Raw genomic sequence first — 14,340 nt, 5'->3', positions numbered from 1 at the left:
CTCCCCCACCCCCTACCATCCCCCCATGCCCCGCCCCAACGGCTTCACCTACGAGCACCACCCCGACGGCACCGTGAACATCACACACGGCACCCGCCCCGCCACAACCCTCCGAGGCCCAAGAGCCACCCAGTTCCTCGCGGAGGTGGAATCCGGCGACCCCCAGCTGGTCATGGCCCGCTGGACCGGCAACTACAAACACGGCAACGAACGCACGGCCCGCAACCACCCCCGCAACCGCCGCTGACCCAAAGCCGCTGACCCGATTGGCGGCCAGGTAAGGGAACGGTAAAGCGGGCCCGCTCGTTCACCGGGCATGACAGCTATGACCCCCGGCTCGAACATCCCTCTCCCCGTCACCCGCGTGACGGTGGACGTCGCCGCCCCGGTGCGGCTAGACGTATCGGGCCTGCTGCTCACCGCCGACGGCAAGGTGCGCTCCGACGACGACTTCATCTTCTACAACCAGCCGACCGGCCAGGGCGTGACATACCGCTCCGGCGGCGGCACCAGCCCCGACTCGATCACGGTCGACACGACGGCCGTGCCCCCGGGCATCGAGAAGATCGTCGTCACGGCAAGCCCGGACGCCGCGGGCCAGACCTTCCAGGGCATCGAACCGACGGCAACGATTCGCAACGCGGACGACAACTCCGTACTGGCGACCTTCACACCCCCGCAGCTGGGCTCGGAGACGGCCCTGGTGATCGTCGAGGTCTACCTGCGCAACGGCGCATGGAAGGCCCGAGCGGTCGGCCAGGGATACTCGAACGGCCTGGCGGGCATCGCCACGGACTTCGGCGTGACGGTGGAGGAACCGGCCGCTCCGGCCCAGCCGACGCCGGTCGCCCCGCCCGCCCCCACGATCCAGGCCCCGGTGACACCCCCGGCCCCGCCGCTCACCACGCCCCCGGCCCCCTCCGCACCCCCGGCGGCACCCGCACCCCCCGCCCCGGGCGCCGGAAAGATCAACCTCGACAAGGGCCGCGTAAGCCTCCAGAAGAACCAGACGGTCTCCCTGGTCAAGGGTGGCCGCCCGTTCCTCGCCCAGGTGAAGATGGGCCTCGGCTGGGAGCCGGCGTACCGGGGCAAGGACATCGACCTGGACGCGTCGGTCATCGCGTACGGCCCGCAGCGCAACCACATCGACAGCTGCTATTTCGGCAAGCTCTCGATCGTGAACGGCGCGATCAAGCACTCCGGCGACAACCTCACGGGCGAGGGCGGCGGCGACGACGAGGTCATCACGGTCGACCTCGGCCGCCTCCCCCAAGAGGTCACCGGACTGGTCTTCACGGTGAACTCGTTCTCCGGCCAGAAGTTCACGGAGGTCGCCAAGGCCTACTGCCGCCTCCTCGACGCCGCCACGGGCGAGGAGCTGGTCCGCTTCGACCTCACCAACGCCGAGTCCCAGACCGGCGTCATGATGGCCAAGCTGATCAAGCAGTTCTCCGGCGAGTGGGAAATGACGGCCCTCGGCAACTTCGTCAAGTCCCGCACGGTCCGCGGCATGGTGAAGCCGTCCGCCCAGGCGCTTTAGCAGTCCCCTGCCCCGCGACATCCACCCTCCCGAGCGGGGCGGGGCAAAGCCGGGGAAGCCGGGAGGAGAAGCGGAACGGCCCCGCACCCGCGACTCAACCGGGGGCGGGGCCGTGCCGGTATGTCATGCCCGCCACAGCCGTACGCCCGAGAGCGACGGGCAGACATACCGGAACGGCCCCGCCCCCACCCACAAACCGCAGGCGCAGCCCAGCCCAGCCCAGCCCGCAGCAGCCACCCACCCATCTACCCTCGACAGAATCAGAACAACGCGCTGTACGCATTGAGCGCGGGCTGCCCACCCAGATGGGCGTACAGCACGGTCGAATCCCGCCCGATCTCCCCACGCGCCACCAGATCGACCATCCCGGCCATCGACTTCCCCTCGTACACCGGATCCGTCACCATCCCCTCGGTCCGCGCCGCGAGCCGCATCGCCTCCAGCGTGGTCTCGTCGGGAATCCCGTACGTGCCCGCGTGATACCGGTCGTCCAACTCGACGTCCGACTCGTCCAACTCCTTCTGTACGCCGATGAGTTGGCCCGTACCCCGGGCGATCCGCGCGATCTGCTCACGCGTGCGCGCGGGAGCCGCCGACGCGTCGATGCCAAGCACTCGCCGCGGCCGCCCACCACCCTCCTCCAAAGCCGCGAACCCGGCGACCATGCCCGCCTGCGTCGACCCGGTCACCGAGCAGACGATCACGGTGTCGAAGAAGACCCCCAACTCCCGCTCCTGCTCGGCGACTTCATAGGCCCACCCGGCGAACCCGAGCCCGCCGAGCGGATGATCGGAGGCACCGGCCGGAATGGCGTACGGCGTGCCGCCCGCCTCCTCGACCTCCCGCAGTGCCTGCTCCCAGCTCTCCTTGAACCCGATCCCGAACCCGGCCCGCACGAGCCGCACATCCGCGCCCGCGAGCCGGCTGATCAGAATGTTGCCGACCTTGTCGTACACGGAGTCGGGCCACTCCACCCAACTCTCCTGCACCAGCACGCACTTGAGCCCGGCGCGGGCGGCGCAGGCGGCGACCTGCCGGGTGTGGTTGGACTGCACCCCGCCAATCGAGACGAGCGTGTCGCACCCCTTGGCGAGCGCGTCCGCGACGAGGTACTCCAGCTTGCGGGTCTTGTTCCCGCCGTACGCGACACCGGAGTTGCAGTCCTCCCGCTTGGCCCACAACGAGGCACCACCGAGCTGCGCGGTGAGCCGCTCCAGCGGATGCACGGGCGACGGCCCGAAGAGCAAGGGGTAACGGTCGTACGAGGAAAGGGACATGGATCCTCCCGGGATCAGTCGCCGTCAGCGAGGCCTTCGAGCCCCCGCCAGATCTCCGCGGTGACATGGACGGCCTCGGCCACGTCACCGTTCGCACACGCCTCGATGAGCCGCTCGTGCAGCCCGGCCGAACGGCAGTTGCCGCCCTCACCGAAGCGCTGCCGCTCCAGCCGCCGGATGAGCGGGGTGTAGCGGGCGATGGTGGCGGCGGCCGCGCGGTTGCCGCTCACCCGCACCAGGACGTCGTGCAGTTCGTCGTCGGCGCGCAGGGCCGCGTCCACGTCGCCGCCGCGGACGGCGGTCGCGAACCGCTCGTTGGCGGCGCGCATCACTTCTACATCCGCACCGCCCAGCCGCGGCACGGCGACCCGAGCGGCCAGTTCATGCATCGCCCCGACAACGGCCGCGGCATCCCGCACATCACCGGCGACCACGGGCGTCACCCGCGTATAGCTCTGCGGCTTGCTCTCCAGCAGCCCCTCGTCGACGAGCCGGGCGAAGGCCTCGCGCACAGGCGCCCGGGACAGCCCGAGCCGCTCGGCGAGCTCGGCGTCGCGCACCGCCGCGCCCGGTTCGATGTCCCCGGCCACGATGGCGTCCCTGATCGCTTCGTACGCCCGGTCCCTGAGCAGGGTGCGGGGCACTGGTCGGATGGTTCCCACAAATTGAAATGTTAGATGTCAGCAACGGACGAGCACAAGACCGCGCCCCGCCCTCCAACGGCAGACCCAGACGGCCAGATCGGACGAGAAGGGATTCGGATGGGAAGGGCTCATGTCCCCAGGGCTCGCCGGCATTCTTCGAGAGCGAAGGACCCGAAGTTGTCGCCAACCTGCTCCAGGACGTCGCGGCCCTCGGGATGCCACGCGTACACGGGGTACTCGCCGTCCCGGTCCGGTCGGGAGGTGTCGAGGACGATCACGTTCCACACGTCGTCGTGCATGATCACCATGAAGTGATGCGGCAGTCCCTCCGCGGCACGATCGTCCAGGGTGTGTTCGACCGTGCCCAGCAATACGTCTCCCATGGCCGGCGTCCGGTACACGCCGGGGAATTCAGCGGGCGGAACGTCCCACGTACCGAACTCCTCCAAAAGCCGCCGGTACGAGGGCGGGAACGTGAGTCCCATCTCTTGTTCGGCCCGCTCGACCATGGCCTGGGTGCACCCGTCGCCGTGGTGCGAGATGTCCTCATTCTCGCGAACCAGCCGAATCACCCGCTCACTCGCCTCGACAGCCCGGTGACTGTAGGGGGTGAAGTGCAGATGCAGGCAGTCCCAGCACACGAACTTGGCCGTGTTGTGGCGCTCGTCCCAGTAACGCACCGCCCACGCCCGGCCGAGGTTCCTCGCCACTCTTTGAGCGATCCCCACGCCCTCCCGTACGTGCTGACGCAGAGCCGAGCTGCTTCCGGGCCGATCCTTGGACCATGCCATCAGCTGATCCGTCGTGGCCTCGGGAAACCCCAGAGACTCGGCCGGAACCGAGCGGGTGAAGTCACCGATGCCCGGCCACGGTCCCGCATCCGCCACATACAGCGGAGAGGCGTCGCCTTGGGCACGGACGAGTATCTGGCGTGGCTCTTCACCGTGATCACCCCGGAAAGCACGCTCGATGGCCGCACCGCTCAGGTCTTCGACGACGACAGCGCCGTCCCTCACTGACTCCGGCAGGTGGGCGCGATCTTCTTCCCCGCGCAGGATGATGGGACCTCCCGGAGCGATGATCGTCGCGTCAAGGCGGACGGCCAGCTCCGCGAGGATGTCGAAGATCCCGCCGGGGCCGGGGCGGTCGAACGTGATGCTGTGCTCGTGGATGAACACTTCGGCTTCGTAGCCGTCGGCGGCCCGGATCCACACATCCTGGGACGCGTCGTAGTTGTTGACCGCGTGCGGTTCCAGCACGGCGCGTATCACGTTCGGGTCCGGCGGCACCGGTTCGCCGCCGACGAACCGGTACAGGTAGATGCTGCTGCTCATTGAATGATCCTCGTTGTACGAGATGCCGGAGGCGACCCCGCCCGTCGGTCGGAAGTTGACCAAACAGCACCGGGCCGCACCTGCGGACCCGTACAAGCGTGTGGCCCGCACCGAAGTGCGGGCCACAGCACCTACCGTCCTTCAAGCAGTCCAGGGCCAGTCGGCGTCCCGGGCCGCCTCAAGAAGCGGGACCATCCGGAAAGCCGCGTCCGAGAGGCCGCCGAACGTGTGGCGGTTGCCCTTACCCGACGGACCGTGGCCCGCCCGGTACCCGGCCAGGTTCCAGGTGTAGACCGGGACATGCGCCGGAACCTGCTCGGTCGGGTCGCCGTAGTGGCTGTACGTGGCCTGCTCGTCCGTGACGATCAGGACGCGGTCGTGCTTCTTGTAGTGCTTACGCACCGCCTCGGTCGTGTTGGTGCCGCCGAGGTCGCCGAAGCGCTCCAGCACCTTGAGCACCGACTCGCCCTTGCGGAACTTCACACGACCGCTCGTCGTGCCGAACTCGACGAGATCCGCGTCCGCCGCCCGCAGCGCGAGCGCCGTGCCGAAGATCGCCGCCGCGTCGGCCCGGTCGAGCTCCGAGCGGTCGGACAGCCGCGAGTAGAACATCGAACCCGAGCGGTCGACGAGCACCAGCGTCCGGCCGGGCAGCGCAGGCACGTTGGCCAGCGAGTGGCCGAGCGCCTGCTCCAGCGGGTACGACCAGCGCAGCGACGGCGCGTGCTGGTACGCGGCGAGGTAGCGGAACGGGAACTGCCGCGAGCGCGCGACCTCCGCCGGGTCGCTGATCTTCACGGCGACCCGGGCCGCCACCTCGTCCGAGACTCCCGCCTCGTCGCAGTTCCGCAGGTTGCGCACCAGCGCCATGGCGCCCATGGACGGGATCACGGCCTCCCAGGCCGCCTTGTCCATCGGGCCCTGCAGCCAGCCGGCCAGCGCCTCCCACGTCATCCCGGCCGCCGCGAGCCGCTCAGCGCCGTCCGCCGACGTCACCACCGCACGCCGCTCCGCCACCGGCAGCGCCATCAGCTCGCGGTGCGCGGTGAGCACACGGTTGGACGCGGGCGGCACGGCGGTGTCCGGGTTGTGCCGGCGGTCGAGGGCGTACTGGAACAGCTCGCCCTGCCACGGCTTGTCCGGGTCCGGTGCCGCGTGCACGAGGTTGAGGATGTCGCCGAAGCGGTAGCCCTTGGACGCCGTGTCGTACTTCAGCAGCGACTTGCCGCTGTAGAGCCGGCGTACGGCATCGGCGATGCCCCGCTTCACGGGCTTGGGCACGTTACGGCCGTACAGCGCGGTCCAGTACGCGAGCAGCTCGCCGGGCTCGTCCGGGCGTCGCAGCACGGAGGCGACGACCTGCCGGTTCGCCGGGCCGTCCGTGGCACCCGCGTCGAGGCGCGCCTTGACGTACTCGGCGGCGCCCACGATCGACGCGGTCCGCATGTTGCCCTCGCCGCGCAGCCAGCCGAGCATGCTCGCGGTCCAGGACGGGTCGCTGACGGCCAGCTCACGGACGAGCCGCGCGAACCGGTCGTCGCGGGCGGCGCCGGTCTCGTAGAAGGTGTTCTGCGAGACGAAGTTGGCGATCGCCAGCAGGAAGAGCTCGGAGCGCGGGTCGCGCTCACGGCCGCGGCCGCCCTCGTACGTCCGCAGAATGCGACCGGTCGAGGTCACGCGCGAAGTGCCCTGTGCCTTCGCCGCCTTCGTGTTGAATCGCGCCATGATGAATTCCCCCGAATTCGTTCGCATTTCGGAGGGAGGTGCAGCAAATGGAATGTGCCCGAGGTCGAGGTCGGCGGCGGGCTTATCTCCTGACGCGTCTGCCAGTTCCGCCACATCGACCGAATCGATGACGGGATTCGAACCCGCACGGTCTCCCATCAGGTCCCGAAGTATCCGCAGCCTGCGCACCGGGCACACACCATATGCTGCGCCTCCCGAGATCAAGTCGGCGGCGGCCTGGATTCTTTGGAAGAGAAGTAGCCGCTGCCATCGCACCGGGAGGTGCATGAAGTTGTGGTGTCCAGAGTTCAAGGCCGGCGGAACCGACGTAGGTGCTCTAACCCCTGAGCTACACCGGCGCGTTGTACCGGTGGCGGGACTCGAACCCGCGGCCGCCCCATTATCAGTGGAAGTAGGTCCTGCCTTCGCACCTGGACGTTCATCACTGTAGGAGGCGTACCGCGGGACGGGCGAGCGAATTAATTCCCGGCGTATGGAATCGGGAGGGTCAGCCGCGCTTCTGGCGCTTCCAGGGACCGGTGATGGCGAGCAGGATGCCCGGGTCCTGGATGTTGGCGTACAGGGTCTTTCCGTCGGGCGAGAAGGTGACGCCGGCGAACTCGCTGTACTCCGGCTCCTCTTCGGTGCCGACGTTGAGGTCGTTGCGGGCGATGGGGTACGTGCGGCCGCTGTCGGTCGCGCCGAAGAGGTGCGAGACGCCCTCGCCGTCCTCGGCGAGGACGAGGCCGCCGTAGGGGGAGACGGTGATGTTGTCGGGGCCGTCGAAGGCGCCGTCGACAGACGGGTCGGGGTTCACGCCGAGGAGGACCTTCAGGGTCAGCGTGCGGCGCTTGGGGTCGTAGAACCAGACCTGGCCGTCGTGCTCGGCGCCGGGGCTCTCGTCACGGGCGTACGAGGAGACGATGTACGCGCCGCCGTCGCCCCACCACATGCCCTCGAGCTTGCGGGCGCGGGTGACCTCGCCGGTGTCGAACTGCTCGCGCACAGCGACCGTCTTGGCGTCGCGGTCGGGTACCTCGACCCAGTCGACGCCGTACACGGTGCCGATCTTCGTGGCGCGGGACAGGTCGTCGACGTAACGGCCGCCGGAGTCATAGCACTTGGGCGCCTGGAGTACGCCGGCGTCGTCGGCGAGGGTACGGAACTTGCCGCGGCCGTGGGTGAAGCCCTGCGGCGGGACCCAGCGGAAGAACAGGCCGTTGGGGTCCGAGTCGTCCTCGGTGAGGTAGGCGTGCCCGCGCTTGGGGTCGATGACGACCGCCTCGTGGTCGTAACGCCCGAAGAACTTCAGGGGCTTGGGGTTCCGGTTGGCACGGCGGTCGGCGGGGTCGACCTCGAAGACGTAGCCGTGGTCCTTGGTCATGCCGTTCTCGCCGGCCCGGTCGGAGTTCTCCTCGCAGGTGAGCCAGGTGCCCCACGGGGTGCTGCCGCCGGCGCAGTTGGTGGAGGTGCCGGAGATGCCGACCCACTCGGCGACCGCGCCGCCCGGACGCACCTCGACGACCGTGCAGCCGCCGGACGCGGCCGGGTCGTAGACGAGGCCCTCGGTCAGCGGCACCGGGTACTTCCACTTGGAGCGCGGGCCCTTGAGCTCGTGGTTGTTGACGAGCAGGGTCGTGCCGCGCGGGCCGTCGAAGGTGGCCGTGCCGTCATGGTTGGAGGGGGTGAACTCGCCCGACTCCAGCTTGGTCTTTCCGCTGTAGGTGATGACGCGGTACCGGAACCCTGCGGGCAGCGCGAGGATGCCCTTGGGGTCGGGGAGGAGGGGACCGTAGCCGACGGCTCCGCCGTGCCGGTCGCCGGAATCCGCGTCGTCGCCCGTGGTCTCGGTGTCCTGGGAGGCGAGGGCTCCGGGGGCGGTGGCGAAGGCCCCGACGCTGCCGACCAGGGCGACACCGGCGCCGGTGATCGCGGATCGTCTGGCGAAGTCCCTGCGGGTGAGCGGCATGCTGTTCTCCTGTGACGCTGGAGTGTGACCGTGGCGAGTGGAGGGTGGCGGACCCGACTGTCGGCCACACGGTCCCGCCCGTGGCTGAACACCGGTTGAACGCGGGCCGACATCCCAGGGCCCCCTTCCGTGAATCCGGCTTCCGTGAATCCGGCTTCCGTGAATCCGGCTTCCGTGGATCCGGCCGGATCCGCCCGTCCGGGCCAACGGCACCCCATACGGCCCAGCAGTCCTCGCATCCGAACTACTGGTCGGAATAATCTCCATACCAAGGACCCGCACGACCTATGGGAGGCGAGCCGAAGTGGACGCACGTCAGGCGCGCCGCCTCCACGAGGACCGGCTGATGGCGCTGGCCAACGTGACCGGGGTCGGGACCGGGCAGGACGAGGACTCCGGCGAGGACGTGATCGTCGTGTTCGTCACCCGCAAGGTCCCCCGCGACCGGCTCCGCCCCGAGGACGTGATCCCCGACGAGCTCGAGGGCGTGCCGGTACGGGTGCTCGCGATGGGCGAGCCCGAGGAACCGGCCGAGCCGTAGCAAATCAGCCCCTCCGGCGTTTGAGGAGCGGGGGTCCAGGGGGCAGAGCCCCCTGGCGGGGTCTGGGGCGGAGCCCCAGGGGATGGGACGGGTAGGGGCGGCGGGGGCGAAGAAAACCCCCCTCAACCCCCTTGCTGCGACCGCGCCTTGAACGCCGCCTTACGAGCCTCTTTGGCCACCTTCTTGTCGGGATGCAGCCGCCCCATCGCCTCCAGCACATCAGGCGTGGCGGGATGGTCGACCCGCCACGCCGCCGCGAAGAAGCTGCTGTGCTGCGCCGCGAGCCCCTCGACGAGGGACTGCAGCTCCGCCGAGTTCCCCTCCGCGGCAAGCTGCGCGGCAATCGTGTCGACGGTCAGCCAGAAGACCATCTCCTCGGACGGCGCCGGCACGTCCGGCGCACCCCGCTCGGAGAGCCACACCCGCGCGAGCCCGCCCAGCTCGGCGTCGTCGAGCACCTCACGGAGCGCCGGCGAGGCCTCCGTGCCGACCAGCGACAGCGCCTGCTGGCAGCACAGCCGCCGCAGCGGGGCCCCGGCGTCGGAGCCCCGGGCCGCGGCGAGCAACTCCCGTGCGGCGGCGAGGGGTTCACGCCGGGCGAGCCACTGCTCGGTCTCGGCCTGCGCGGCCGCCGGCGGAAACGTGGCCGTGCCGTCGAGCAGTACGTCCGCTCCCTTGTCCGCGAGGTCCCCCACCGCGGGCGCCGTGAACCCGGCCTCAAGGAGCCGCGCCCGGATCCCGTACACCCCGAGCGGGGTGAGCCGCACCATCCCGTACCGCGAGACGTCCGTGTCGTCGACCGCCGCCGCGGGCTCCTCGTCGGTGTCGGCCATGAGCGCCTCGTCGACCGGCTGGAAGTCGACGAGCCCGGCCGGCTCCAGGAGCCGGAACTGGTCGTCGAGCCGCATCATCGCGTCCGACACCTGCTCCAGGACGTCGTTGGTGGGCTCGCCCATGTCGTCGGGCACGATCATCGACGCGGCGAGCGCGGGCAGCGGCACCGGCCCGTCGCCGGGCCCGTCCTCGCTGGCGGTCAGCAGATAGAGGTTCCCGAGCACGCCGTCGAGGAACTCCGCTTCCGCGTCGGGATCCCAGCCGAGCGCGGAGAAGTCGATCTCGCCGCCGTCGTCCATGGCCTCCACGATGTCGTCGAGGTCGGGCACGCTCGCGTCGGCGAGCACCGTCTCAAGGGCGCCGAGCCACAGTCCCAGCACATCCTGCGGTGCCCCGGAGAGGACGAGGCCCAGGTCGGCGCCCGCGGCGACCGTGCCCTCCTCCTCGTCCACGATCTCGACGAGCCCGGTGTCCACGGCCACCCGCCAGGCCTCGCTCGCGAAGGCCGCGGCGTCCTCGCCGTCGAGACCGAGTTCCGCGGCGGCCGCCGGCAGCTGTTCCTCGACGAGTTCGCCGCCGGCCCCGACCCGGGTGTCCTGACCGGCCCAGCGGGCGAGCCGCACGGCCCGCGAGAGGAGCGGCGTGGCGAGCGCGTCCCGCGCGAGCTCCGCTTCGGAGTGCAGACGCACCGGCGGCAGGGGGGAACTGTCTGACATCGGCTGGTTCTCCTAGGACATGGGGGGTGCGCGGGCCGCCCGGGACAACGCCCGCCGGCCGCCCCGGCAACTGCAGCCTCAGCCTAGACGGATTTCAACCCATGCCGCCCGGTTCATGAACCTGTCAGAAGTCTTAACCCGGGAAACCTTGACAAGTGCCTTGGCCAGACACGAGATTGACGCGCGTAGAAACTCACGAGTAGCACCTCGCTCCGGCTTCTACGCGCGTCACCACCGCCCCACCGGTTGTCGCGACTCCCCCACTGCTGCTCCACCCTCGTCCCGGCGCCCACGCACGTCCCCGGAGGGATCCCGTTGCCGAGCAAGTCTTCCGCGCGCATAGCCGCGCTCACCGTCGCAGCCGTCTGTTCCACGGTCTCCGCGGTGGTTCTCACCACGCCCGCCCAGGCCGATTCCGTAGCCGTCCATGACATCCAGGGCTCCACCCGGACGTCCCCGCTCGCGGGCCGGCAGGTCACGGACGTGGCCGGCATCGTGACGGGCGTACGGACCTACGGTTCGTCCCGTGGCTTCTGGATCCAGGGTCCGTCCGCGGACGACAACCCGGCCACCAGTGAGGGCGTCTTCGTCTTCACCAGTTCCACGCCGAAGGTCGCCGTCGGCGACTCGGTCACCGTCTCGGGCACGGTCACGGAGTTCGTGCCGGGCGGCGCCTCGTCCGGCAACCAGTCGATCACCGAGATCACCAAACCGACGGTGACGGTGGTGTCGAGCGGCAACGCGCTGCCCGCGGCCACGGTCATCAACAGCCGTTCCGTACCGGCCGCTTACACGCCTGAGGGCGACACGGCGGCCAACGGCTCGGTCAACGGCCTCACGCTGCGGCCGAAGAAGTACGCCCTCGACTACTACGAGTCCCTCGAGGGCATGAACGTCGCGATCGGCTCGTCGCGCGTGGTCACCGCGACCGACCCGTTCTCCGAGCTCTGGGTGACGGTCAAGCCGTGGGAGAACCCCAACCGCCGCGGCGGCACCGTCTACGGCGCGTACTCCGCGCAGAACACCGGCCGGCTGCAGATCCAGTCGCTGGTCCCGACCGCCACGCAGCCGTTCCCGACCGCGAACGTCGGTGACACCCTGAAGGGCACCACCGAGGGCCCGCTCGACTACACCCAGTTCGGCGGCTACACGCTGACCGCCCGCACCCTGGGCACGGTCGAGACCGGCGGTCTCGAGCGCGAGACGACGCGCAAGCAGTCGCGCTCCGAGCTGGCGGTGGCGACGTACAACGTCGAGAACCTCGACCCGACGGACGGCACGTTCGCCGCCCACGCGGCCGCGATCGTGGACAACCTGCAGTCGCCCGACATCGTGTCCCTGGAGGAGATCCAGGACAACAACGGCGCGAAGAACGACGGCACGGTCGCCGCCGACCAGACGATGCAGAAGCTGGTCGACGCGATCAAGGCGGCCGGCGGCCCGGCGTACGACTGGCGGTCCATCGACCCGGCGAACCTCGCGGACGGCGGCCAGCCGGGTGGCAACATCCGCCAGGTGTTCCTCTACAACCCGGCGCGCGTCTCCTTCGTCGACCGCGCGGGCGGCGACGCCACGACCGCCGTCGGCGTCACGAAGGTGCGCGGCAAGGCGGCGCTGACCCTGTCCCCCGGCCGTATCGACCCGGCCGACGCCGCCTGGGACAACAGCCGCAAGCCGCTCGCGGGCGAGTTCGTCTTCCGCGGCAAGACGGTCTTCGTGATCGCGAACCACTTCGCATCGAAGGGCGGCGACCAGTCGCTGCACTCGCAGTTCCAGCCGCCGGCGCGCAGCTCGGAGACCCAGCGCCACCTCCAGGCGACCGCGGTGAACGCCTTCGTCAAGGACATCCTGGCCGCGCAGAAGAGCGCGGACGTCGTCACGCTCGGCGACATCAACGACTTCGAGTTCTCGCAGACGACGAAGCTCCTGGAGGCCGACGGCGCCCTCTATCCGGCGATCAAGTCCCTGCCGAAGAGCGAGCGTTACAGCTACGTCTACCAGGGCAACAGCCAGGTCCTCGACCAGATCCTGATCAGCCCGTCGATCCGCAAGGACTGCGACTTCACGTACGACAGCGTGCACGTCAACGCGGAGTTCTCCGACCAGATCAGCGACCACGACCCGCAGGTGCTGCGGTTCCGCCCGTAGCCGCTCCGCCGGTAGGCCACTGAGGCTCGTACGCCACTTGAGCCTCGTAGGTCACTGAGCCCGGCCCCGCTGTCAGGGGGCCGGGCTCAGTCGTGCGCCGGGAAGGGGCAGTCCTGCCCCGGGGAGCGGCTCAGGCTCCGTACACCCCGTTCAGCCAGCCCTGCCAGGCGGCTTCGTTCTGCTTGGCGTCGGCGCCCGGTGCGAAGTCGTGGACGCTCACGCCGACCGGCGCGCCCCAGTGGTTGCGCCCGAAGAAGCGGATGAGGGCGTCGTCGGTGCGCAGCCCGATGAAGTACGGGGTGCGGTAGTCGACCACGGCGTCGAGGACCTGGCCGTCGGGGCCCTGGGCCCGCACGCGCGCGCCCTCGGCGGCGTCGTCCGCGAGGCCGAGCGCCCGGCCGACGGCGGTGAAGGCGTCGGACGCCTTGGACGCCTCGGGTCCGTCGAACGCGGCGAAGGCGACCGGGCGGGCCGCGAACTTCGTCAGGTACTCGCGCAGGGTGTGCAGGTAGAAGTCCGTGTGCTTGTTCGCCCCGTCGTACTGGTTGTCCCAGTCGTCGACGAAGATGCCGCTGTGCACGTACCGCACCCAGGCGCGGCGGCCGCCGTCGCGCGGCTCGACGGTGTAGTCGAGCTGGTTGAGGGTCTGCCCGGAGCTTTCGTCCATGCCCTCGAGGCGGTTGGTGTACTTGTGCGGCGGGTCCCAGGCGGTGACCGTGGATCCCCAGGGACCCTGGCCGCCCTCGCGCGGCTCGGGGGCGTCCATCGGCCACAGCCAGCCGCCGGTGCCGTTGATGATGGCGTCCCACACCTGGTCGGGTGTGGCGTCGACCTCGAACTCGCGGGCGATCTCGAATTCCTTGGACATGGTGGGCTCCTGCGCGTCAAATGGGCTTGTCAGTCGGTGAGTTCGGCAGCCGCAGGGGCTGTCTCGGGTGACGGTGTCGCGGGCTTGACCGTGGGATGGACGGCTACGACGATCCGGTGGTCGCGGCCGCCCTCGGCGTCGGGGGCGTCGTACTTGCGGATCAGGGCGCTGACGCCCGCCGTCAGCTCCTGGATGAACGCGGCCCGGTCGGCGGCGGAGGCGAAGCGCACCTCGCCGTCCAGCGCGTATGTCGCCAGCCGCTTGCGGGCCTTCGTCGCACCCGTGATGAGTGTGCCGACGTCCCGCACGAGCCGGGCGCCGAGGGCGAGCAGCCAGCGGGCCGAGAGCTGGTCCCGGAAGCGGTCCGGGTCGGGCTGCACGGCGGCGAGCGCGAGCGGCGAGATGACGTACGACGCGGCGGTCGCCCGCATCAGCCGCTCGGTGACGTTGCCCTTGCGGCGCTCGCCCGCGAGCTCGACCAGGCCGTGGCGCTCCAGCGTCTTCAGGTGGTAGTTCACCTTCTGCCTCGGCAGTCCGACCTTGCCGGCCAGCATGGCGGCCGACGCGGGGCCGACCGCCAGCTCGGCAAGGAGCTGGGCCCTTATGGGGTCCAGCGAGACGGCGGCTGCCGCCGGGTCCTCGATCACGGTCACGTCCAACATGACTCCACCGTCTCACCGAAAACTTTTTTTGTCCAGACGGTTGGAGTTGTCGGTGGGGAACTCGCGCTGCCGAGCCGGCCCG

The 14,340-nt window shown here is 70.0% G+C and carries 12 protein-coding genes; 4 read left to right on the top strand and 8 right to left on the bottom strand.

Annotation, left to right across the window (positions count from 1 at the left end; all coding sequences use genetic code 11):
* Window positions 1-25: 25 nt before the first annotated feature.
* Complete coding sequence (locus GAS53_RS17370; RefSeq protein ID WP_151478512.1) at window positions 26-247, top strand: hypothetical protein; 222 nt, start codon at window positions 26-28, stop codon at window positions 245-247.
* A 78-nt stretch (window positions 248-325) separates the two neighbouring features.
* Window positions 326-1,540: a TerD family protein gene (locus tag GAS53_RS17365; protein ID WP_151478528.1), complete on the top strand. Its 1,215-nt coding sequence runs from the start codon at window positions 326-328 to the stop codon at window positions 1,538-1,540.
* Window positions 1,541-1,800: 260 nt separating this feature from the next.
* Here the strand turns inward: GAS53_RS17365 and GAS53_RS17360 are convergent, their stop codons facing one another.
* From GAS53_RS17360 to GAS53_RS17340, 5 genes are all read right to left on the bottom strand, one after another.
* Window positions 1,801-2,817 carry a 1-aminocyclopropane-1-carboxylate deaminase gene (locus GAS53_RS17360; RefSeq protein ID WP_151478511.1) on the bottom strand — a complete coding sequence of 339 codons (1,017 nt, stop codon included), beginning with the start codon at window positions 2,815-2,817 and terminating at the stop codon, window positions 1,801-1,803.
* 14 nt (window positions 2,818-2,831) lie between these two features.
* Window positions 2,832-3,479, bottom strand: coding sequence for a GntR family transcriptional regulator (locus GAS53_RS17355; protein WP_151478510.1), 648 nt, complete (start codon window positions 3,477-3,479; stop codon window positions 2,832-2,834).
* A 110-nt stretch (window positions 3,480-3,589) separates the two neighbouring features.
* Window positions 3,590-4,795 carry an SMI1/KNR4 family protein gene (locus tag GAS53_RS17350; protein ID WP_151478509.1) on the bottom strand — a complete coding sequence of 402 codons (1,206 nt, stop codon included), beginning with the start codon at window positions 4,793-4,795 and terminating at the stop codon, window positions 3,590-3,592.
* 141 nt (window positions 4,796-4,936) lie between these two features.
* Complete coding sequence (locus tag GAS53_RS17345; protein ID WP_151478508.1) at window positions 4,937-6,520, bottom strand: TROVE domain-containing protein; 1,584 nt, start codon at window positions 6,518-6,520, stop codon at window positions 4,937-4,939.
* Window positions 6,521-7,028: 508 nt separating this feature from the next.
* Window positions 7,029-8,489, bottom strand: a complete 1,461-nt coding sequence (locus tag GAS53_RS17340; protein ID WP_151478507.1) for an alkaline phosphatase PhoX — start codon at window positions 8,487-8,489, stop codon at window positions 7,029-7,031.
* Between the two features lie 304 nt (window positions 8,490-8,793).
* Between GAS53_RS17340 and GAS53_RS17335 the strand changes: the two genes are divergently transcribed.
* Entirely contained in the window at window positions 8,794-9,030 is a 237-nt protein-coding gene (locus GAS53_RS17335; protein ID WP_225858955.1) for a hypothetical protein, read from the top strand.
* 122 nt (window positions 9,031-9,152) lie between these two features.
* On the opposite strand, the gene GAS53_RS17330 is transcribed toward GAS53_RS17335, so the two are convergent.
* Window positions 9,153-10,580, bottom strand: a complete 1,428-nt coding sequence (locus tag GAS53_RS17330) for a hypothetical protein (protein WP_151478506.1) — start codon at window positions 10,578-10,580, stop codon at window positions 9,153-9,155.
* 315 nt (window positions 10,581-10,895) lie between these two features.
* Here GAS53_RS17330 and GAS53_RS17325 point away from each other — a divergent pair, with 315 nt between their 5' ends.
* Entirely contained in the window at window positions 10,896-12,728 is a 1,833-nt protein-coding gene (locus GAS53_RS17325) for an endonuclease/exonuclease/phosphatase family protein (protein WP_151478505.1), read from the top strand.
* 130 nt (window positions 12,729-12,858) lie between these two features.
* Here GAS53_RS17325 and GAS53_RS17320 read toward each other — a convergent pair whose 3' ends face one another.
* Both GAS53_RS17320 and GAS53_RS17315 read right to left on the bottom strand, forming a co-directional pair.
* Complete coding sequence (locus GAS53_RS17320) at window positions 12,859-13,596, bottom strand: SRPBCC family protein (RefSeq protein ID WP_151478504.1); 738 nt, start codon at window positions 13,594-13,596, stop codon at window positions 12,859-12,861.
* Between the two features lie 29 nt (window positions 13,597-13,625).
* The gene (locus GAS53_RS17315; protein ID WP_151478503.1) at window positions 13,626-14,258 is read right to left on the bottom strand and encodes an ArsR/SmtB family transcription factor; all 633 of its coding nucleotides are present in this window, start codon (window positions 14,256-14,258) and stop codon (window positions 13,626-13,628) included.
* Between the last annotated feature and the right edge of the window lie 82 nt (window positions 14,259-14,340).

The sequence above is a fragment of the Streptomyces albicerus genome (assembly GCF_008905045.1).
GTDB lineage: Bacteria > Actinomycetota > Actinomycetes > Streptomycetales > Streptomycetaceae > Streptomyces > Streptomyces albicerus.
The sequence above is the reverse complement of the archived record's forward strand: the minus strand, read 5'-3'. Positions and strand labels throughout refer to the sequence as shown.